The organism is Treponema sp. TIM-1 (genome assembly GCF_046533115.1).
In the GTDB taxonomy this organism is placed as follows: domain Bacteria; phylum Spirochaetota; class Spirochaetia; order Treponematales; family Breznakiellaceae; genus JAIRMO01.
In genome coordinates, this window is record NZ_JAJQRC010000007.1 from 1 (window position 1) to 21,435 (window position 21,435).

Genomic DNA, 21,435 nt, shown 5'->3' on the forward strand with positions numbered 1-21,435 from the left:
ACCGAGGAGGACTGATTGATTATCCGGCCCTTGATGCTTTGGATGTTGGCGGTAATCTCGTTGATCGCCGCGGCGGTTTCGGTCATATTGCCGGCCAGTTCATTCCCAATGTCCGCGAGGTCGGCGGCCCGGTTTTTGATGGTAATGACGAGGGTTTTAATCTTCTCCAAGGTCGCGTTAAAGTACCGCGCCAGGTCTCCGATCTCGTCTTTTGAATGGACGTTGACGGTTTTGGTCAGGTCCCCTTCCCCCTCGGATATGTCTTTGAGGGTCAAGGCCACATTGACAATGGGCTTGGCAATGTTACCAGCAACAAAGAAGATGATCACCATCATGATCACCACCGCCGCTACCGCGACGATAACGGAATAGGTGATCATGGTGTTGATCTCTTCCAGGATCACGGTCTTTTCCGTACCCAGCATCACGGCCCAGCTTATCCCGGTTTCACCGATGGTGAAGGGGTAGACGATCATTTCCAGTTCTGTCCCCAGGTCTTCTTCGTATTCCGCGAGCCGGTATTTTGTTCCCTTTACCACCGCCTCCTGGGCCGCATCGGTGTGCGCGCTGAACAGGGAACTTTGCACATCTTTAAGAAGCTTCCCGACCTGTCCCGGGGCATAGCTGGCAACAATGGTACCGTTATCGGAATAGACGGTCATGGCGGTGATATCCGGGTGGGCCTTTATGGTTTCATCCACCACGGGCTGGGTATAGGCGGTATCCACGTTCACCCCGACCCGGCCGACCACTTCGCCGGTCTTGCGGTGAATGATCGGCGCGCTGATTTTGACGGTATAGGTATCCCTGCCGGCCACGGTCTGGAATACGGGATCGTAGATCATTTCTTTGCGCGCATCCGGCCCATTTGAATACTCCATTACGGTCTGTACGTCGTCGTAGGTCAGGTGTTCAATCTGCCCGGAACGCCGGGTATACCAGTCGGCGTACTGGCCGGTTTCGGTATTGCCGGGCTGTCCGGCAAAGGAGACGTCCAGGCCCGCATCTATGGTATTGGGCTTAAAAACAGTATATACGGCTATGATCCGTTCCTCGGATTCCAGGACCGAGTGCAGGATCTGATCAAAACGGTTGCGCTGCCGGCCCGGATCGGTTTTATCAAAATCGGCCATCATATCCGCCAGGGTATTCACCACCCGCAGATAACCCTCATACCGCATCTGAATGACCCGCGCCTGTTCTGCGGCAAGCCGTTCCTGGCTTTCCAGGGCGGTGGCCATCTGCGTTGAAGCCGCGAGGCTGACCAAAATGACGGACAGGGATGCTCCGGCAACTACCAAAATCAAAATAACGATAATACTTAAACGATGCCTTAGTTTCATATTTGTTCCTTACCTACAAAATGGAAAATAATTTGGAAAACCGCCGATACTGACAGTACCGCGGGAAAGGGTATACTTAAAACAGGGCCGTGAAATTTGGACGGATCCGTCATATATGCGGCCGAAATTTGAAAGCATCCTCATGTTTTTTGTAAAAAACGTCCAATTTGCTCCCATTTGGTACGACTCTTGCTGGGGGGGGTAAAAAATCGCGCTTATGGGTCATGGCTTCCTTCCTATTTTGTTGACCGTGATAATAATATATACCATATTATAGTCCAAAAGTCCAGCTTTCTTTATCGATTCCGGGTTTGATAGGAACATCTGATTGAAAGGCACGGTGGCGGCAATGCCTTTAGGATGATCCGGTACCCCCGGTACTATTCATGGTAACCCTTGCATTATCGCCGGGGAGCGTTTAAAATAAAGAAGTATTAGGGCCGGTTTTTAAACCGGTTTGGGGAAAATCGATGAAGCCCAAATTAAGCCCAAGCGTTTTCCCCCTTAAATCTAAGGCTGCTTGACAGGTAAAGCTTGTTTTTCAAAATTCGATATTTTGAAACAGCCCAAAGGAGTATTATATGGCAAAAATCGTGTTAATTGGGGCAAATCACGCGGGAACGGCGGCGGCGAATACCATCCTCGATAATTATCCGGGAAATCAGCTGGTCATTTTTGACGGTAACAGTAATATCAGTTATCTGGGCTGCGGTACCGCCCTGTGGGTGGGACGGCAGATCGACGGTCCCGACGGACTTTTTTATTCTTCCAAGGACATTCTTACTTCCAAAAAGGCGACGGTTCACATGGAAACCCTGGTGGAAAAGATAGATTTCGGCGCCAAAAAGCTTATTGCCAAGGATAAGGCAGGCAAAGAAGTCACCGAATCCTACGATAAACTTATCCTGGCCACTGGTTCCCTTCCCATTATCCCCAAAATCAAGGGCCTGGACCTGCCCCAGGTGGCCTCCGCCAAACTTTTCCAGGACGGCCAGAAGATCAACAGCCTCCTGGACCAGGGGGATATTAAAACCGTCGCCGTGGTGGGGGCGGGTTATATCGGGGTAGAGTTAGCCGAAGCGGTGCGCCGCCGGGGCAAAAACGTCCTGCTCTTTGAGGCGGCCAATACCAGCCTCTCCACCTATTATGACGACTGGTTCACCCAGGACATGGACAAGATCCTTAAGGACAACAACATCGCCCTGCACTTCGGCGAGTTGGTGCAGGAGATAAAAGGGGAGTCCAAGGTACAGGGGATCGTCACCAACCAGGGGGACTACCCCGTGGATATGGTGATTCTGGCCATCGGCTTCCGGCCAAACACCGCCCTGGCCGCGGGTGAACTGGAGACCTTTGCCAACGGCGCTTATAAGGTTAACCTCAAGCAGGAAACCAGCAAACCGGGGGTGTATGCCATCGGGGACTGCGCCACGGTGTACAGCAACGCCATTGAAAATACCGCCTACATCGCCCTGGCGACCAATGCGGTCCGCAGCGGGGTGGTGGCGGGTCACAACGCCGGAGGCACCCCCCTGGAATCCATCGGGGTGCAAGGTTCCAACGGGATCTGTATCTACGGGTACAAGATGGTGTCTACCGGGCTCAACCTCAAGGCCGCGGAAAAGGCGGGGTATACCCCCCTCTACACCCAATTTGAGGATACCCAAAAACCGGCGTTTGTTAAGGACGATAATCACAAGGTTAAAATCCGCATTGTCTACGACAAAAAGACCCGGCGGGTATTGGGCACCCAGATAGCATCCTATCAGGATATTTCCATGGGGATCCATCTGTTCTCCCTGGCCATAGAGGAAAAGGTAACCATCGATAAGCTTAAGTTGCTGGACATCTTCTTCCTGCCCCACTTCAACCAGCCCTACAACTATATCACCATGGCGGCGCTTACGGCCCCGTGATCCGGGGTTAGATCCCTCTTCCAAAGCCGGTTTCAAAAAATAAGTTTGAAACCGGCCAGGGTATCTGTACTTTTTTCCCGTTTTTTTATAAGCTATCCCATAGTATGCCTATCAAAATACCCATAACCCTGCCGGCGTATAATGCCCTGCGGGAAGAAAATGTATTTGTTATGACCGAAGCCAGGGCGGAACATCAGGATATACGCCCCCTTAAGGTTGCCATTATTAACCTTATGCCTACCACGGTGGATACGGAAATTCAGCTCCTCAGGCTCCTGGGAAACACCCCCCTGCAGGTGGATATCAGTTTTCTCAGGATGGGAAGTCATGAATCCCGGAACGCCCCCCCGGGACATTTGGAACGGTTTTACGTGAATTCCAAAAAGATAGTCCGGGAGCGGATCCGGTTTGACGGCCTCATCATCACCGGGGCACCGGTGGAAACCCTGGATTTTGAAGAAGTTGATTATTGGGATGAATTGGTGGAGGTCCTGGATTATTCCGTGGCCAATGTCTGGTCTACCCTGCACATCTGCTGGGGGGCCCAGGCGGGTTTGTACCGGCGTTACGGGATACCCAAAAAAATCCTTCCCCGGAAGCTCTTCGGCATCTTTCCCCACCGGGTCAAAGAACAGCACACCACCCTGTTCCGGGGTTTTGACGATGAATTTCCCGCGCCCCAGTCCCGGCATACCGAATGTGCCCGGGATGCCATCGCCGCGGAACCGGCCCTGACCATCCAGGCCGAAAGCGATGAGGCCGGGGTGTTTATCGTAACCGCCCGGAACGGCCGGGAGGTCTATGTTACCGGTCATCTGGAATACGATCCCCTGACCCTGGACCGGGAATACCGCCGGGACATAGGCAAGGGCCTGACCATCGATATCCCCAAAAACTACTACCCCGGGGACGATCCCGGAAAGGCTCCGGTGGTCCGGTGGCGGGCCCACGCCCACCTCTTTTTCTCCAACTGGCTCAACTATGTATACCAGGAGACCCCCTATAACCTGGATGAGCTGGAGTAAGCCGTTACGCGGTCTACTCTGCGCCTTTGTGGTGAATTGCTTAAATTCCTTATATATGGCCTTTAGGGTTTACCAGGGCCTTAATTGAACGTTTTTTTCACTTTTTTTTATTTTTTTTTAAATTTTCTCTTGACACAATTTTATTTATTCGGTATATTCCTAGTATGATTATAAGATTAATAAGTTATAAATATAGTTAAAAAAGAGATGAGCGTCCTACCGGCGCAGCCTTTGGAACTCAGTTCCGCTTCCTCCTCCAGGGCGGCAGAAAAGTTTTTTCTGCCGCCCACCTTTTTTATTACGAGAAAGAGGAAAAAAGGGGGAAATTACGTATTTTTTCCCTTTTTTTTATTTAATTGATCGCGTAGCGGTCTACTTCACCTTTGGGGTGAATTGCTTAAATTCCTTATATATGGCCTTTAGGGTTTATCAAGTCCTCGATTGAGCGGTTTTTTTAAATTTTTTTATTTTTTTTTAAATTTTCTCTTGACATAAATTTTTTTATTTGATATATTCCTAGTATGATTATAAGATTAATAAGTTATAAATATAGTTAAAAAAGCGACGAGCGCCCTACCGGCACAGCCTTTGGAACGTAAGTTCCGCTTCCTCCTCCAGGGCGGCAGAAAAGTTTTTTCTGTCGCCCACCTTTTTACAAATAGGGAACCGGTTTTACCCAAAAATTGAGTGGAAAATCCAGGAAAATAGTAATATATTAGAAGATCTAAGGGGATGGTTTTAACCATCGGTTCTGCCGGACCGTCGGATGCTGAAGCAGCCCCCGGATTCAAGCAATTTACGAGAGAGGTAACGTATGAAGGAACTTAAAGGTTCAAAAACAGAGGCCAATCTGCAGGCGGCCTTTGCCGGGGAATCCCAGGCCCGGAACAAATATACCTATTACGCGTCAAAGGCGGAAAAAGAAGGGTACCATCAGATAGGGGCCATATTCCGGGAAACCGCGGAGAACGAAAAGGAACACGCCAAGCTCTGGTTCAAACTGCTCCACGGGAACGATATACCCGATACCGTGACCAACCTCAAGGACGCCGCGGATGGTGAAAACTATGAATGGACCGATATGTATGCGGGATTCGCCAAAACCGCCAAGGAGGAGGGGTTTTCCGATATCGCCGCCTTGTTTCAACTGGTGGCGGCCATAGAAAAGGAACACGAAGCACGGTACCGCAAGCTGATTGCCAATATTGCAGGGGGCCTCGTCTTCTCCCGGGAGGGAGATACGGTATGGCAATGCTCCAACTGCGGCCACATCATCATCGGCAAAAAAGCCCCCGACCTCTGCCCTGCCTGTAAACATCCCCAGGGGTATTTCCAGATAAAAGCGGCCAATTATTAGCCTCCCCGGGCGGTTTCAACGGTGAAACCGTCCGGTTGTTTTGCCGCGTTTCGGCGCAAAATCGTGCCGGAGCTTACAAGGTCGCGGCCATGATGGCCTTGATCGTATGTTTCCGGTTCTCCGCCTCGTCCCAGGCCCGGCTTTGGGGGCCGTCAATCACCTCAGCGGTCACCTCCTCCCCCTTAACCGCGGGCAGGCAGTGGAGAAAGATGCTGTCCTTCCGGCCGGTGCGGTCCATCAGGGCCTGGTTCACCTGGTAGGGGGTAAGGAGGCGGAGCCGTTCCTCCCGTTTTGCCTCCTCCCCCATGGAGACCCACACGTCGGTATATACGGCGTCGGCCCCGGCAACTTCCCCAAGATCCGGCGTGATGCGGATCTCCGTCCCTTTGGCCAGGGCCCGGCAGGTTTCCACCAAATCAGCGGCGGGGTTCAGGGCGGCGGGGGTGATCACCGTAAAATGGACCCCCAGTTTGGCGCATATCACCATGAGGGAACGGGCAACGTTGTTCCGGCCGTCCCCCACAAAACAGAGCTTTTTCCCCGGGGCCCTTCCAAAATTCTCCTCCAGGGTCATAATATCCGCCAGGGCCTGGGTGGGGTGAAAACTGTCGGTAAGGCCGTTATACACCGGCACCCCCGAATACCGGGCCAGGGCCTCCACCGTGGACTGCTTGAACCCCCGGAACTGGATGGCGTTGAACATACGGCCCAGGACCCGGGCGGTATCTTCGATGGATTCTTTAGCCCCCAACTGAATATCCTGGGTTGAAAGGAATACCGGGTGGCCTCCTTCTTCCCCAAAGGCGGTTTCAAAGGCACAACGGGTCCGGGTGGAACGTTTTTCAAAGAGGAGGGCTATGGTTTTTCCGGCAAAACGCCGGTGGATCTCCCCTTTCTGTTTCTCCGCCTTGACCTGACCGGCCAGATCCAGCAGGAAGCGGATCTCTTCTTCCCGGTAATCCAGCCAGGTTACTAGGGATCGGCCCTTGAGGGTAATGGTATCCATGATGCCTCCGCGTTAATTTTTTAGTGCGCTCAGGCGACACCGGCGCCTTTATAAGAAATACCCTTTAGTTTATATTTTGACAAGACCATGAATTTTATTGTGGACCATTCCCCATTTTACGACCGGTTTAGGTGCTTTCAAATTGAAATTATTTTATAATGGTATATACTTTTGAGAGGATAATCCCCATGATACAAATGTGTTTTTATATACGGTTTCAATCCCAGCTTCGCCGCATCAGGCCGGAGGTCATTTCAGATCTGGAAAACTCGGCGGCCCAGGCCATAAAAAATGCCGGGGGCCAGATTACCTGGAAAGGCCCCTGGATCTCCGCGTCTTTTGAGGAGAACAACCCCGGATTTTGGCTGGATATACTGATTATGCTGGAAGCTATGTTCGCCCTGCTGGAAACGGCTTCCCCGGAACTGTACGGTTATACGGTCATAATGGGAGAGAATCTAACCGATGATGCGGGCGCCCGCCTTATGCGGGCGCTTCCCACCGATTCCCTGGGAACGGGCATCTGGTGTTCCCCCCCGGTTCAAAAAGCCCTCAGCCCCTATATACTCTTTGATGCCCCGCTGAACGAAGAATATTCCCCCGGGGAAGGGTATGCCCAGTTAAGCCATATACGGACTTTTTCAGCTGCCAGCGGCGCCAAGACCTATCCGCTGCGGGAAAAGATAAAAATGGGCCTTAAAGAAGGGACCGTCCGGAAGGTGTTATTGGTGGGTCCTGAGTTTCTGGGAAAACGGGACGGACTTTACCGGTTTTGCCGTTCCCAATTCAAAAATCCCCTGGTCATCCGCTTTGGGTCCGGCGGAACCGGACTGTGCTGCTTCAGCGACGCCGTAAATCCCGCGCTCCGGTCCTGGCTGGGTCTATACGCGGATGGCCATGAGCTTGAGGAGCTGGATAAACTGGGGGCCATCCTGTTCCGGGAGCGGTTTCAGCATGAATATCCGTATTATATCAGGCAAAAAGGCCGCCGGTTTCTTAGTTTACTGACCGATGTTTATATCAGGGCGGCTATAGCCGGTACGAATACCCCGGTTTTTATTTTAGAGGACCTTCAGAAAGCGGACGCCGTGGCGGGGAATATGTTTATCGATCTGTACCGGACCCTGCCCCATAAAAAACTCCTGCATATATACGGAACCTGGTCTACCGGAAAAAGGGAGGATTATCACGATATAAAACAGTGGGAACCGGTTTTCCCCCGGATTTTACCCCTGGACCAGGAGGGGATACCGGCTCCGAAGCTTCCGGAAATGCCCCCGGAGCTCTGGGAAATTGCCTATACCATGGGAATTTTCTTACGGTATTTTCCCGCTTCCCTTTTGATAAATTTATTTGAAGAGACGGGGAAAAAAGCCGCTTCCGTCCGCCGGGCCTTTTCCCTTTTTTCTCATTTTGGAATTATCGATTTTAGTGATGAGCCCCGGCTGCGTATGGGCGATCTGATTAAAAAGGCGGAAGAGGTACTGGGGGAACGGAAGAAACCAATCCGGCGACTGGTGAGAAATTGCCTCCTGTCCTGGGCAGAGGCGGAAAAAATCCGGCCCTGTTTTACTATGCTCAAGATCCTTTCTGACCTGGGCTGGGAGAAGACCGATGAATTTATGCTCAAGGCCCTGCAGATGGATATTATCCACGGAACCTTTGGGGAAATCGAAAAAGCCCTGGGGGACGGTTCCTTTGAGCGGATCCTAGGACAGGACCGGGCGCCGCTCTTGGGCTTTATCTATAAAACCTCCAAGACCCTTATCCACGGGGGAGAAAAGGAAATACGGGAAGTATTTTCCGAGTCTGACCCGGAAGGGGTATCGGTTCCGGGGTATAAGACCCAAATTCTGATGAACCGGGCAAATTACCTGCTCTCGGTGCGGGAAATCCCCGCCGCCATCACGTTGATAAAAGAAGCCATCATGCTTATCCAGGGACAGCGGGATTGGCTGGGCCTTGCCCAGGCATACCGGCTGTTTACCCTGGCAAGCCTTTCAAATCACCGTATGAATGACGCGGTGGATTATGCCCTGTTTGCCATAGAAAACGCGAAAAAAACCCTGAATTTCCGGGAACTGGGGTTGATATACTTTTACGCCGCGGAGATTCAATTTCTTATCGGCAATATTTTTCAGGCGGAAGCCTTTGCCCTCCAGGCGGAAGAGGCTGCGGTAAGCGCCGAACGGCTTGAATGGGCGGAACGGATCCGGTTTTTTCAGGGCAGACTGCGGTTTGAAACCGGCCGGTATCAGGACGCGTTAAATATATTTGAATCCATGCGAAACAATCTTTCCGGTTATAAGCAATCCGCGGCGGCGCAAACCCTTTCCGCATGGATCTACCGGTCGAATATCTATCTGGGGAATTATGCCGTGGAAAAGCCCAAAATGCTCATCGGCGAAGGACTGTTTTTCCAGCTGGAGGCGGCCTATTTGACCGGAGACTATGAGCGGGCCGTGAAATATTCGGAGCTTCTCCTGGATATTCTGGAGGATCAAAAATTCCTTCTGATAGAACAGCCCGATTGGGAGGGCGCCTATACCCAATGTGAAGCATTTATCATCCCAAAATCGGAATTCTTTTTCCGTATGGGTTCGGTTTTCCGGGCCCTGGCCCTATGCCGCCTTAAGCCGGCCAGCGAGGAAAACAAACAAGAGGCCCTCAGGATTATCCGGCGGGTTGTTCAGGACGAGCGGCTGTTCTCGATGGATCCCAACGACGCCTTTTATTTTTTTGCCTACTACCTTATATTAAAGGAGTCCGATTCCGGAGAAATTGACATGAACACGGTTATAAGCATAGCATTTAAACGCCTGCAGCGCCGGGCCAATCAAATCGATAACGCGGAGGCAAAACATTCCTTTTTGTCGCTCCATTATTGGAATAACGCGCTGTATCTGACCGCCAGGGAACACAAATTAATTTAAAGGGGATGCTATGGAGAAATTCAAGAAGGTAAAAACCGCGGTGATAGGCTGCGGTGTTATCAGCGATATTTATCTGCAAAATATGTCTTCGGTTTTTGAGATCCTGGAACTGGCGGGCTGTTACGATATGATACCGGAACGAATGGAAGCCCAGGCAAAAAAATACGGGATCAAGGCCCTGGGGCTGGAAGAAATTCTCTCGGATAAAAGCATAGAGCTGGTGGTAAATCTGACCACCCCCGGTGCCCATCACCAGGTAACAAAACAGGCCCTGGAAGCGGGTAAACACGTCTATTCCGAAAAGCCCCTGGACCTATCCATAGCGGCGGCCCGGGAACTGGTACAACTGGCCGACGCCCAGGGGGTACTGTACGGCAGTGCGCCGGACACCTTCCTGGGCTCCGCCGTACAGACCGCGGGGTTTGCCCTGGACAGCGGTATTATTGGGGAGCTCAGTTCCTGCTATGCCGCACTAAACCGGGATTCAGGGTTATTGGCGGAACGGTTCCCCTTTACCGCCCTGCCCGGCGGGGGCATAGGCCTTGATGTGGGGGTTTATTACCTGACCGCCCTCTTGAGTATCCTCGGTCCGGCCACGGAGGTCTGCGGTTTTGTCAAAACCCTGCAGCCGGAGCGCCAGCATTTCCTTATGTCCCGGCCCGATTTTGGAGAGCCCTTTACCTTACAGGCGGAGAACCTGGTGGTCGGCAGTTTCCATCTTGCCGGCGGAGCCGTGGGGACTATCCACTTTAATTCCAACTGCATCCAAAATGAAAAACCCCAGATGGTCCTTTACGGTTCTGAGGGCATCTTGTATATGCCGGATCCCAACCAGTTCGGCGGCGAGGTAAAGGTGCTGCTCAAGGGCCAGACCGAACCCTTTACCCTGCCCCCCACCCATGCCTACACGGATAATTGCCGGGGCATCGGGCCCGCGGAACTGGCCTGGGCCCTCCGTAAGGGGCGGAAACCCCGGACCAGCAAAGAAATGGCCTTCCACGTCCTGGAGCTGCTCCTGGGGCTTTACCAAAGCTGCGATTCCAAAACCTTTTATGCCATGACCTCGACCTTTGAACGCCCGGCGCCGCTCCCCCGGGGGTATCTGGGCAGCAACTATGGCGGCATGGAAGCCGAAGCGGCCCTGGCGCTTTAGAAAAGTGCCCCGGGGATTATATCGCCCCGTCCCAGGTGGAAACCTTGGTTTTCCCCGCCTCTTCTTCGGTAAACCAGCGGGAAGTAACCACCTTGCTTTCGGTATAGAACCGGAGGCCGTCCTTACCCAGGCCGTGTAAATCGCCAAAGAAGGAATGTTTATGCCCCGCAAAGGGGAACATCCCCGCGGGTACGGGGATGCCCACGTTTACCCCCACCATGCCTCCGTGGGTCCGTTTGGCGAATTCCCGGGCATAATAGCCGTTTTGAGTAAAAATAACCGAACCGTTGGCGAATTCGTTGGCGTTCATCAGGGTAAGCCCCTCTTCAAAATTTTTGACCCGTTTGACACACAACACCGGCCCGAATATTTCCCGTTGTCCCACGGTCATTTCCGGGGTAACGTAATCGAAAATCGTATGGCCCACATAGAAACCCTTTTCGTATCCCGGAACCACCGTGTTCCGTCCGTCCAGGATCAGCTTGGCCCCCTCCTGGATCCCCTTTTCTATCCAGTTTAAAACTCCCTTTTTGTGATCCGCGGTAACCACCGGCCCCAGGTCCGTGGTTTTGTCATAGGCGGGGCCGATTTTTTTGGTCTTGGCCTGGTTCACCAGTTCCGCCACCAGCCTGTCCGCGATGGACTCCTGGACCACGATGACCGGCAGGGCCATACAGCGTTCCCCCGCGCATCCAAAGGCGGAATTGATGATCCCCGCGGCGGTCCGGGTAATGGGGGCGTCCTCCAGTACCAGGGCGTGGTTCTTGGCCTCGCAGAGGCACTGGACCCGTTTCCCGTTGGCCGCGGCGGTGGCGTATACATGGGACCCTATGGAGGTGGACCCCACAAAGGTAACCCCCTTGACATCGGGATGTGTCAGGAACAGCTCCGCCTCGTTCCGGGAACAGGTAACCAGGTTAACCACACCGTCGGGAAGGCCCGCCTCTTTTAACAAGGCCGCCAGCCGCAGGGAGGTCATGGGGGTCATGGAGGCCGCCTTTAAGACCAGGGTGTTTCCGGTGGCGATGCACATGGGCATCATCCAGCCCATGGGGATCATGGCGGGAAAATTGAAGGGGGCAATTCCCGCGAATACCCCCAGGGGCTCCCGGTACAGGGCGGAGTCAAAGCCCTCGGTTACGTTCATCAACACCTCCCCCATCATAAGGGAGGGGGCGCCGCAGGCTACCTCCACCGGTTCCTTTACTTTTAAGAGATCCCCCCGGGCTTCGTCCCAGTTTTTTCCGTTTTCCCGGCAGAGCAGGTGGGTCAATTCATCCATGTGCTCCGAAAGGAGATCCCGGAAACGGTACAAGACCTCCACCCGTTTCGGGCAGGGGGTATTGCTCCAGCCGGGAAAGGCGGCCTTGGCCGCCGCTATGGCAGCCTCCACTTCCGCTGCGGTACAACAGGGGGTTTGGGCGATAACCGCTCCCGTGGAGGGGTCGTACACATCCATATACTTATCGCTGGTACTTTCCACAAATTGGCCGTTGATAAAGGGCTTTAACTTCTCAATGCTCATGACAGGTCCTTCCTTAAAAAATGATTTGAGGCTGCTCCAGAATTATGGTCCTACCGGGCTCTATCGTAATTTGAAACCGCCCCTTGGGTAAAACAGTGGCATAATTATATTATTTGATAAATTCCCTGGTGTCTACCGCCGGTAATGGGAAAGCCGGGGCTCATTCCCAGGGGAAGCCCTCACCGCCTTCAACCCAGTCCGCGTATTGCACCGCGGTCCGGGGGGAACGGCCATTGAACCAGCGCTCCCAGCGGAGGGCGTTTTCCCGGAAGGTTTTCCGGGCCCCTTCGTCCCCGGCCTTAAGGAGGCCCCGGTTTTCGGCGATAAAACAGGCGATATCCAGATATTCCTCCTGGCTGGGGGAGGTAAATATCACGGTCAGGCCGAAGCGGTCCGCCAGGGAGAACTGTTCCTGCATGGTGTCAAAGGCCCGTACCTCCCCGTCGGCGGCCGTGGCGGGCCGGTCGGAAAAACGTTCCTTTACCAGATGGCGGCGGTTACTGGTGGCATAAATCACGGCATTGGCGGGTTTGGCTCCGGCCCCCCCTTCCAACAGGGCCTTGAGGGCGGTAAAGGAATCATCGGTACTTTCAAAGGAAAGGTCGTCGATAAAAATAACAAACCCTAAGGCCCGGGAAGCCAGGGCTTCAAGGACTGCCGGAAGTTGGAAGAGGTCCGGCTTGTGCAGTTCCAGAAGCCGCAAGCCCTGGGGGGCAAACTCGTTACATACCGCCTTGACCGTGGCGGATTTTCCCGTCCCCCGATCCCCATAGAGGAGCAGGTTATTGGCGGGTTTTCCTTGGATAAAGCGGCGGGTATTGGAAACCACCAGGGCCCGCTGTTCCTCATAACCTGAAAGTTGGGAAAGCGCCACCGGATCCGGGTGACGGATGGGGGAGAGGGAACCGGAGGCATCCCAAAAAAAGGAATGGTATTGTCCCAGAAGGCCCGCCCCATGGGAGGCGATATAGTCCCCCAGGGCGGGGAGGGCCCAATCGGAATCCGGGGGGAATATCTTTGCCCCGGGAAAATTACCGGAATTTTCAGCCCCCTCGGTGATCCACCAGGCCCGGGCGGCCGTTTCGCCATCCCGGGCGGCATCCTCCAGGCCCCCGTCCCGGAGGAGATGGGCAATATAAAACCCGAGCTGTGCGATATCGAACCGGGCGATCCTTCCCAGCCGGGAGAGATCGGTCCCGGCCGCGGCCAAGAGCAGGGGGGACTCCTGCCCCCGGCCGCCCTCGGCGGCAAGGGTAAAGGGGTTTTCGTCGGCCAGCGTCAAAAAGGCCACGGTGGCATAAAAGGAATTCCCCCGGTTATACAAAAAAAAGGTCCCGATAAAGGCGGACCAGGCCCGGAGGATCTCCAGGGATGATTCCTTTCCCGGGACCCGGTCCGGGGAAAGAAGGGCAAGGACCTTCCCCAGGGCTTTTATCAGGGGATGAACCCGGAGCCGGGAGAAAACGGAAAGTCCCCTGATGTCGGCCAGGACCCGGTAAAAGTCTTCGGGATTCATGCCGGTGCGGTTTCAGATTCCGCGGGCACCGGCTTGCCGGGGAAAATATCGGATTGGATGATCCGCAATACCTTGGTGGGGCATTTGGCAACACAGGTTCCGCAGGAGGTACATTTGGTATAATCCACCAGGGGGATCCCCTTATCCATGACAATACACTGTTCGGGGCAGTTTTTTACGCAGAGTTCACATTTGATACACCCGACCTTACAGGTCTTAAGCACCATCCCCTTGAGGGGGTTGTGGTTGGAACAGAGGGCCGCGGCCCCCCTCCGGTCCACGGGAACATCCCGGAGCAGTCCCTGGGGACATTCGGCGATACAGAGCTTACAGCCGGTACACTTACCGTAATCCACCCGGGGCAGGCCGTCCTCCCCCATGGAGAGGGCGCCGAATTGGCAGACCTTGAGACAGTCCCCAAAGCCCAGGCAGCCCCAGGCGCAGAGCTTGGTCCCCCCGGTGGAAAGCTTCGCCCCCCGGCAGGTCGCCAGGCCCCGGTAATCCCCTTTTTGGGGGGCATGAGCCGCCGATCCCCGGCAGGCAAGCACCGCCGCCACCGCCGTTATGGAGGCATTTACCCCCAACAGGGCGGAGATCCTCTCGGTTACGGCTTTTCCCCCCACGGAACAACGGTTGGTTTCCGCCTGCCCTGCGGCCACCGCCGCGGCGTACCCGTCACAGCCGGGGTATCCGCAGGCCCCGCAGTTCGCCCCGGGCAGGGCCTCCCGGATCCGGGACTTGAGGGGATCCTCCTCAACCTTGAAAAATTCCCGGAAAAAACCCAGGGCGGCCCCCAGGGTAAAGGCCAAAAGGACCGCAAAAATGGCGGTGGTTACGATTATACCCAAAACAACCCCCTATTTAACCAAACCCGAAAATCCCATGAAGGCCATGGAAAGCAGGGCCGCGGTGACAAACAAGATGGGGGTCCCCTTGAGAAAGGGGGGAAGGGGGCTGGTCCGTAACCGGCCCCGGATTCCCGCCATCAGGAGGAGGGAAAGCAAAAATCCCAGGGCAACCCCCAGGGCGTACACCACGGACTCGACAAAGGTGAATTGCTTGCTGATGTTATCAAAGGTTACCGCCAGGATGGCGCAGTTGGTGGTGATCAGGGCAAGGTAAATTCCCATGGCCCCGTAAAGGGCCGGGGCGGTTTTTTTGAGGTAGAATTCCACCAATTGCACCAGGGCGGCGATGACCAGGATAAAAACCAGGATCTGAAGGAATTCCAGGCCCAGGGGCCGGAGGGCAAAATGGAACAGGGGCCAGGTAACGCAGGTCGCCAGGACCGTCACAAAGGTGACCGCCAGGCCCATCCCTATGGATTTGTCCTCGTCGGTACTCATCCCGATAAAGGGACAGAGGGCCAGGAAACGCATCAGGACCACGTTGTCGATCAAAAAGGCTGAAATAAATAGCTTAAACAGGGTCATATCAGTTTTCCTCCCCCGTTTTGAGCCGGGACTTGATAAAGAGGTTAAGGGCTATAAAGAGGGCAAAAACAAAGAACCCTCCCGGCGGCAGGGTAAAAAACAAAATAGGGGTAAAATTTTCGGGAAGGACCTGAAAATTCAAAACCGTACCGTTTCCCAGGAGTTCCCGGATGAGGGCTATGCCCGTTAATACCCAGGTATACCCCAGGCCCATGCCCAGGGCATCGGGGATCACATACCCCAGGGGCTGTTTGGAGGCGAAGGATTCCACCCGGCCCATGATGATACAATTCACCACAATAAGGGGGATAAATACCCCCATGGCCTTGGAAAGGTCCGGAAAATAGGCTTTAAGGACATAGTCGATCACCGTGGTAAAGGCGGCGATCACAATGATAAACACCGGGATCCGGATCGAATCGGGGATGAGCCGGCGGAAAAGGCTGATCACCAGTTCCGACATGAGCAGTACGAAGGTCATGGAAAGGCCCATCCCAATACCGTTGGCCACACTGGTGGTCACCGCCAGGGAAGAACAGAGGCCTATCATCAACATGAGGAGGGGATTTTCCCGGATAATACCGTTGGTGAATATCTTAAACAAACGATTCATGGCGCCCCCTGTCCCGCCCCGGAAGCGGCGGCGAGCCAGGCCGAAGCCGCGGCGGCTGAAGAACGGACCGCGCCGGCAATGGCCTGGCTGGTGATGGTGGAAGCGGTGATGGCCGCCACATCCCCCTTAACCGTGAAGGGATCCGTCACTGATTTTCCGGTAAACTGGCCGTAAAAGGTGATCTTCCGGGCCCGGTCCACATAATAGGTAGGGGAAGCGGCATTTGCCCCCAGGCCGGGGGTGTCCGAGGTCTCCAGGATCTTGACGCCGCTGATCTTACCATCTATCCCTATCCCCACGAGGATCACCACTTTTCCCCCGTAACTCGCCCCGGAGGCCCGGATCGCGGCCCCGGTAAGGGCATTTCCCCGGCGGATGCCGTACTGGCCCTCGAATGCAACCGCGGGATCGGGACTGACCAGTTCGCCGCTGATATCCTCATACCCATCCATGTCCGGGAAAAGTTCCCTGAGGGCCGCCTCCAGATCCGCCTGCTGCCGCTGGGTTATGATCTTTTCCGTACCGGAATACACAAAGGCCAGGCCCACACAGGCCGCCACGGCGTACAGGGTCAGGACCAGCCCCAGTTTGAGGATGTCTTTCATGGGGTCCCTCCGGAAGCCCCGTCCTTTTTCACCGGAGCGCTTCTCTTTGGGGGGACATATCCGTATTTTTTAGGGAGCAGCCGGTTGAGGAAGGGGGTAATGGCGTTCATGATGAGGATCCCGTAGGACACCCCCTCGGGATAATTCCCCCATTTTCTGATAAGTACCGTAATAAGCCCGGCCCCGAAACCGAAGATCAACTTTCCCCGGGGAGTCAGGGGGGCGGTAACATAATCGGTGGCCATAAAAACCGCTCCAAAGGCAAGCCCCCCGCTCAGGATACCGAACAGGGGATCCAGCCCCAGGGCAAAGGAGGCAATAACGCAGGCAACGGTCATGGCCGCGGGGGCCCGCCAGTCTATGGTTTTGGTTACCAGCAGATAAACGCCCCCCGCCAGGATACACAACACCGAGGATTCCCCGATACAGCCGCCGTAATTACCGGTAAAAAGGGTCTTCATCACCTGCCAGTAAGCGGGGGAGGAGGCCAGTCCCGCTGCGGTAAAATCCGCCCCTACCTGGGCGAGGGCCTGGGGAAGAGTTTGGCCCGCGCCAAGCCCCAGCTTGAGGATCCCCAGGGGGGTGGCGCCGCTGACCCCGTCGACAAGGGCCTTACCGGGGATAGTCCAAGAGGTAAGGGCCGCGGGGAAACTCATCAGGAGGAAGGCCCGGCCTATCAGGGCGGGGTTAAACACGTTGGCCCCCAGGCCGCCGAAGAATTCCTTGGCCACCACCACCGCAAAAACCGCGCCCAGGGCGGTCATCCAGAGGGGGGTACCCGGGGGAATGATCAGGGCCAAGAGGAGCCCGGAAACCGTCCCGGAAAGGTCGCCGGCCCGGATGTCCTGGCCGGTGAGGGCGCGGAACAGGGACTCGGCGGCCACGGCGGAAGCCGTCGACACCAGGATGGTGAGGAGGGCCGGAAGGCCGTAGAGGACTATACCGAAAACCGCGGCCGGGGCCAGGGCGATAAGCACGTTGGCCATGAGATGCCGGGAGGAAACCGGGGAAATAATATGGGGACTGGCTGAAAGGAGCGGAGCCTTTTCTCCGCCCTTATCCGCTGGTGCCATGAAAATGCTCCTTTAACCTCTTCCCGGTACGGAGGCCGCCGCTTTTTGCCGTTCCGCCAGAAGGGCCTGCCGGGCCCGGAGGCGCTGCTTTCCCACCCTGAACCGTTGTACCAGCTTGATCCGGGCGGGACACACATAGGTACAGCTTCCACACTCGACACAATCCAGAAGCCCCGCCGTAACCGCCCCGTCTAAATCCCCGATCTCCAGATTGATGTTCACGATCACCGGGGAAAGCCGGCAAGCGCAATTCCTGATACAGCGGCCGCAGCGGATACAGGGTCCCTCGGCGGTCATCCAGGTTTCTTCCTCGGTCATCAGGATGATCCCGGAGGTGTTTTTCTGAACGGGGATCCCGACGGAGGCAACCGCAGTCCCCATCATGGGACCGCCGAAGATGATCTTCCGCAATACAGAATAATCAATATCCATAAATTCCACCGGCAGATCCGTCAGCAGGGTCCCAATGGGGGCGCGGATGTTTTTGGGCAGCTTACAGGCGCCGCCGCTCACGGTAAGGTCCCGGTCGATCAGGGGTTTCCCCAGGGTAAAGGCTTCGGCAATGGCCGTCAGGGTTCCCACGTTCTGAACGATGCAGCCCGCGTCCATGGGCAGCCCCCCGGAGGGGACCTCCCGGCCGGTAAGGGCGGTGATAAGCATCTTTTCGCCCCCCTGGGGATACCGGGTCTTACAAAGCCCTATACGGATATCGCCGGGATAGGCCCCCATCCGGATCTCCCGCTCGAGCATGGGGATGAGTACGGCCTTATTGTCCTCCATCCCGATGATGGCCCGGTTAACCCCGGTGATCCGCATCACTATGGCAAGGCCCATCACCACCAGGTGGGGTTTTTCGGTCAGGGCCGCCTCGTCGGTGGTAAGGTAGGGTTCACATTCGGCCCCGTCGGCGATGATCACGTCGATGGGTTTATTCGGCGGCGGGGAAAGCTTTACATGGGCGGGGAAACCGGCCCCCCCCATGCCGACGATCCCCGCCTCCCGAATCCGGGCCAGGGCTTCTTCCCTGGTACAGGAAAAGGCATCCAGGGGCGGCAAAAATTCCGTATCGGTTTCCCCGGAAACGCCCCCCTCCGGGGAGGCGGCCTCAATAACAATACACGGCCCCTCGGTGTTGTTTGACTGGGTCCGGTTTTCGATCTTCTTAACCACCCCGGCGATGGAGGCGTGGACCGGTACGGTCATGAGGCCGGGGCTGACCGCATCGGCGATCTTCTGCCCCCGCTTTACCCGGTCGCCGACCTGGACCAGACTCCGGTTCGGGGCACCGAAGTGCTGATTTATCGGTATAACCACCTGCTTTGGCGGCGGCGCCTGTTCAACCGGCTTCCCCTCGGTAGCGGTTTTCCGTGTGGGAAGCCGTAAACCCCGCTTAAATGTACTCACCGCCATGGAAGGCCTCTCCTTAAAACAATCCCCGCTGGCATGCAAAAACGTGACTCAGCATCAGAAAGCAGTTTCAACCCTGAAGTTTTGAAACTGCCTCCGGTAAGAGAACCAACCGGGTTCTCAAATAAATCTACTATATCCCCTATTTAGATGCGCCGTCAAGGGTTTTGGAGATGTCTCCTTTAAAACTGCCCCGGCCTATTCAATCTTAAATTTATTGACCTCCAGAATCAACTCACTAATGTCGCTCTGGTTCCGGTCACTGATCTCGTTCACCTGGTTTACCGCGATGTTGATCTGATCCGCGCCGGTGGCCATTTCGTTCATGCCGTTGGTAATTTCCTGGGTTATGGATTCCAGGGTTTGGCTGGTGGCGATAACCTCTTTGCTGCCGATATTCATCTCTTCGGAACTTCCCTTGACCCCGCCGGTGATCTCATTGAGCTGGCTCACCGCGTCCAGGATCTGCTTGCTCCCCTGGCCCTGTTCTTCCATGGCGTTCCGGATATTTTCTTCCTGGTCCGAAACGGTTTTTACCCCCGTATCAATGGCTTCGAATTTATCCAGAACCTCGTTGGTGGACCGGGTGATCTTGTCGATGGAGTCCTTGATCTTCTTCAAGACCCCGCTGATGGTTTTGGACTGTTCCCCGGAACTCTCCGCAAGCTTGCGGATCTCGTCGGCTACCACGGCGAAGCCCTTCCCCGCCTCCCCCGCATGGGCCGCTTCGATGGCGGCGTTCATGGACAGGAGGTTCGTCTGGCTGGCGATGTTTTCCATCACCGCGTTGATCTCCAAAAGCCCCTCGGATTCCCGGGCAATGCCCTGTATATCCGCCGCCACTTCCTCAAGCCCCGTGCGGCCTATCCCGGAGGCCTCCGCCAGTTCCCGGACATTATCGACGTTTTTGACCAGGGTATTGGTAACGGACTGAACATTGGCCAGCATCTCCTCAATGGCCGACGAGGATTGGGATACGCTCTCCGCCTGTTTATCGATCTGGCCATTCAGGTCCGCGATACCGGCGCTTACCTTTTCCATAGCCCTGCCCGCCTCATCAACCTCGGCGTTTTGGTTACTCACCTGGGTTTTCAGGCTCTGAATGTTGGAGGTGATCTCGTTGATCGCCGCGGCGGTGGCATTCATATTGGTGGAAAGTTCCGTTCCGGTTTTGGAGAGGGATTGGGCTTTTTCCCGGATCATCTGGATAAGCTCCCGGATCTTATCCAGGGTGGTGTTGAAGGATCGGGTCATATCCCCAATCTCGTCCCTGGCGGTGGATTCCAGCCGTTTGGTCAGATCCCCTTCCCCGATATCGTTTAGGACCAGTACCATCCGTTTCAGCGGATTACTGATGGATCGGGACAAGAACAAGGCCCCCACCGAAATAACCAGGAGCATCAGCGCCGCGATAATGAAGCCGATGAGGAGCATACGATAAATGGGCCCGGTAATGGCTGTACCGGGGATGCCCAGCATAAGGGACCAGGGGGTACCGGTGTTTCCTACCACAATGGGAACATTGATAAAAAACATGGATTTCCCCAATTGGGGTACATAATTGGTAAAGGTAAGCTGCTTTCCCCCCTTGACGGCATTCTGCAGATCCCTCAGATAGGAGCCGGCGATGTCCCCCTCGACTGCGGCCATGGGTTTTCCAATCCGGCTTGAATCAAAATGACCGCTCACCAGGCCCCCGTTACTATACACAATGGCCACCGCCCCCTCGTAGGGCTTTATTTTTTCTACCTGCCGCTGAACAGTACCCGCATCAATATCAATACTCATGGAACCCACAAAACGGTCCTTGTTTTTGATCGGCATGGCTACGGTGGTCATAAGAATGCGGCGGCCATCAACCTCATAGGAATAGGGGTCGACCAGGGTCTCTTTGCCGGTCTGTTTGGGTATAAGGTAATAGTTCCCCTCCCCGGGGACTTCATAATTCACCAGGGGCTGCAGGGCGATACCTTTGCTGGTCCGGACCCAGTAGGGGATAAACCGTCCGGTCCGGTCTGTTCCCCCGGTATTGACAAATTCCGCGTCCAGCCCGTCCAGGGTATTGGGTTCCCAGGCGCTTCCGGCGGCGAGGATTTCGGGGTTCTCCTCAACCAGGGCCCGGACCATGAGATTAAAAAAGGGCCGCCGATCCGTCCGGTCTATTTCTTCATATTTTGACATGATCTGACCGGTGGCGCGGACCGCGTCCAGATAGAGTTCCAGCCATGCCTTTATCTCCAGGGCATTTTCTTTGGCCAGATTGGTAAGTTCATTATTAATAAGTGCGTGGATCTGTTTTTGGGCGATGGACAAAATAGTTCCCGTCAATGCGGTGATTCCCGCAAGGTTTAACACAATAACCATTATAATAAGTTTTTTTCCTATCTTCATGAGGACATACTACTCCTACTTATAATTTACTAAACCGATCAGCAACCATGCAAGTTTTTAGCGGTTAATAACTCATGGTACGCAAGGGTCCCAAGGAGAGATTTTAACCACGAACCACACGAACAGAAACAAAGACAAA

General features: G+C 55.0%; 16 protein-coding genes. 5 read left to right on the plus strand and 11 right to left on the minus strand.

Annotation, left to right across the window (positions count from 1 at the left end; genetic code table 11):
• A partial coding sequence (locus LQZ21_RS04840) for a HAMP domain-containing protein (RefSeq protein WP_411043054.1) occupies positions 1-1,343 on the minus strand: 1,343 nt, incomplete at its 3' end.
• 581 nt (positions 1,344-1,924) lie between these two features.
• On the opposite strand from LQZ21_RS04840, the gene nox reads away from it, so the two are divergent.
• From nox to rbr, 3 genes are all read left to right on the plus strand, one after another.
• A complete protein-coding gene (nox, locus tag LQZ21_RS04845; RefSeq protein WP_411043056.1) occupies positions 1,925-3,259 on the plus strand; it encodes a H2O-forming NADH oxidase in 1,335 nt (444 codons plus the stop codon).
• Positions 3,260-3,363: 104 nt separating this feature from the next.
• On the plus strand, positions 3,364-4,284 hold the full coding sequence (locus LQZ21_RS04850; protein WP_411043057.1) for a homoserine O-succinyltransferase: 921 nt from the start codon (positions 3,364-3,366) through the stop codon (positions 4,282-4,284).
• A gap of 814 nt (positions 4,285-5,098) precedes the next feature.
• Positions 5,099-5,641: a rubrerythrin gene (rbr, locus tag LQZ21_RS04855; protein ID WP_411043059.1), complete on the plus strand. Its 543-nt coding sequence runs from the start codon at positions 5,099-5,101 to the stop codon at positions 5,639-5,641.
• Between the two features lie 73 nt (positions 5,642-5,714).
• On the opposite strand, the gene argF is transcribed toward rbr, so the two are convergent.
• Entirely contained in the window at positions 5,715-6,647 is a 933-nt protein-coding gene (gene argF / locus LQZ21_RS04860; RefSeq protein ID WP_411043061.1) for an ornithine carbamoyltransferase, read from the minus strand.
• Positions 6,648-6,835: 188 nt separating this feature from the next.
• Here argF and LQZ21_RS04865 point away from each other — a divergent pair, with 188 nt between their 5' ends.
• Positions 6,836-9,580: a hypothetical protein gene (locus LQZ21_RS04865; protein ID WP_411043062.1), complete on the plus strand. Its 2,745-nt coding sequence runs from the start codon at positions 6,836-6,838 to the stop codon at positions 9,578-9,580.
• 10 nt (positions 9,581-9,590) lie between these two features.
• Positions 9,591-10,733 carry a Gfo/Idh/MocA family protein gene (locus LQZ21_RS04870; protein WP_411043064.1) on the plus strand — a complete coding sequence of 381 codons (1,143 nt, stop codon included), beginning with the start codon at positions 9,591-9,593 and terminating at the stop codon, positions 10,731-10,733.
• Positions 10,734-10,749: 16 nt separating this feature from the next.
• Here LQZ21_RS04870 and LQZ21_RS04875 read toward each other — a convergent pair whose 3' ends face one another.
• From LQZ21_RS04875 to LQZ21_RS04915, 9 genes are all read right to left on the minus strand, one after another.
• Positions 10,750-12,258: a CoA-acylating methylmalonate-semialdehyde dehydrogenase gene (locus tag LQZ21_RS04875; RefSeq protein ID WP_411043065.1), complete on the minus strand. Its 1,509-nt coding sequence runs from the start codon at positions 12,256-12,258 to the stop codon at positions 10,750-10,752.
• A 160-nt stretch (positions 12,259-12,418) separates the two neighbouring features.
• Positions 12,419-13,774, minus strand: a complete 1,356-nt coding sequence (locus tag LQZ21_RS04880) for an ATP-binding protein (protein ID WP_411043067.1) — start codon at positions 13,772-13,774, stop codon at positions 12,419-12,421.
• Complete coding sequence (locus LQZ21_RS04885) at positions 13,771-14,622, minus strand: RnfABCDGE type electron transport complex subunit B (protein WP_411043069.1); 852 nt, start codon at positions 14,620-14,622, stop codon at positions 13,771-13,773. The genes LQZ21_RS04880 and LQZ21_RS04885 overlap by 4 nt, the downstream gene beginning before the upstream one ends.
• Before the next feature lie 9 nt (positions 14,623-14,631).
• On the minus strand, positions 14,632-15,207 hold the full coding sequence (locus LQZ21_RS04890) for an electron transport complex protein RnfA (RefSeq protein WP_411043071.1): 576 nt from the start codon (positions 15,205-15,207) through the stop codon (positions 14,632-14,634).
• A gap of 1 nt (position 15,208) precedes the next feature.
• On the minus strand, positions 15,209-15,820 hold the full coding sequence (gene rsxE / locus LQZ21_RS04895) for an electron transport complex subunit RsxE (protein ID WP_411043073.1): 612 nt from the start codon (positions 15,818-15,820) through the stop codon (positions 15,209-15,211).
• A complete protein-coding gene (locus LQZ21_RS04900; RefSeq protein WP_411043074.1) occupies positions 15,817-16,425 on the minus strand; it encodes an RnfABCDGE type electron transport complex subunit G in 609 nt (202 codons plus the stop codon). Before LQZ21_RS04900 ends, rsxE begins: the two co-directional genes overlap by 4 nt.
• Positions 16,422-17,498: an RnfABCDGE type electron transport complex subunit D gene (locus LQZ21_RS04905; RefSeq protein WP_411043076.1), complete on the minus strand. Its 1,077-nt coding sequence runs from the start codon at positions 17,496-17,498 to the stop codon at positions 16,422-16,424. Before LQZ21_RS04905 ends, LQZ21_RS04900 begins: the two co-directional genes overlap by 4 nt.
• Before the next feature lie 12 nt (positions 17,499-17,510).
• Entirely contained in the window at positions 17,511-18,908 is a 1,398-nt protein-coding gene (gene rsxC, locus LQZ21_RS04910; protein ID WP_411043078.1) for an electron transport complex subunit RsxC, read from the minus strand.
• Positions 18,909-19,103: 195 nt separating this feature from the next.
• A complete protein-coding gene (locus LQZ21_RS04915) occupies positions 19,104-21,296 on the minus strand; it encodes a methyl-accepting chemotaxis protein (RefSeq protein ID WP_411043080.1) in 2,193 nt (730 codons plus the stop codon).
• Positions 21,297-21,435 lie beyond the last annotated feature (139 nt).

Coding starts and splice junctions, on each gene's coding strand:
- nox (WP_411043056.1), top strand. CDS start 1,925: ATGGCAAAAATCGTGTTAATTGGGGCAAATCACGCGGGAACGGCGGCG.
- LQZ21_RS04850 (WP_411043057.1), top strand. CDS start 3,364: ATGCCTATCAAAATACCCATAACCCTGCCGGCGTATAATGCCCTGCGG.
- rbr (WP_411043059.1), top strand. CDS start 5,099: ATGAAGGAACTTAAAGGTTCAAAAACAGAGGCCAATCTGCAGGCGGCC.
- argF (WP_411043061.1), bottom strand. CDS start 6,647: ATGGATACCATTACCCTCAAGGGCCGATCCCTAGTAACCTGGCTGGAT.
- LQZ21_RS04865 (WP_411043062.1), top strand. CDS start 6,836: ATGATACAAATGTGTTTTTATATACGGTTTCAATCCCAGCTTCGCCGC.
- LQZ21_RS04870 (WP_411043064.1), top strand. CDS start 9,591: ATGGAGAAATTCAAGAAGGTAAAAACCGCGGTGATAGGCTGCGGTGTT.
- LQZ21_RS04875 (WP_411043065.1), bottom strand. CDS start 12,258: ATGAGCATTGAGAAGTTAAAGCCCTTTATCAACGGCCAATTTGTGGAA.
- LQZ21_RS04880 (WP_411043067.1), bottom strand. CDS start 13,774: ATGAATCCCGAAGACTTTTACCGGGTCCTGGCCGACATCAGGGGACTT.
- LQZ21_RS04890 (WP_411043071.1), bottom strand. CDS start 15,207: ATGACCCTGTTTAAGCTATTTATTTCAGCCTTTTTGATCGACAACGTG.
- rsxE (WP_411043073.1), bottom strand. CDS start 15,820: ATGAATCGTTTGTTTAAGATATTCACCAACGGTATTATCCGGGAAAAT.
- LQZ21_RS04900 (WP_411043074.1), bottom strand. CDS start 16,425: ATGAAAGACATCCTCAAACTGGGGCTGGTCCTGACCCTGTACGCCGTG.
- LQZ21_RS04905 (WP_411043076.1), bottom strand. CDS start 17,498: ATGGCACCAGCGGATAAGGGCGGAGAAAAGGCTCCGCTCCTTTCAGCC.
- rsxC (WP_411043078.1), bottom strand. CDS start 18,908: ATGGCGGTGAGTACATTTAAGCGGGGTTTACGGCTTCCCACACGGAAA.
- LQZ21_RS04915 (WP_411043080.1), bottom strand. CDS start 21,296: ATGAAGATAGGAAAAAAACTTATTATAATGGTTATTGTGTTAAACCTT.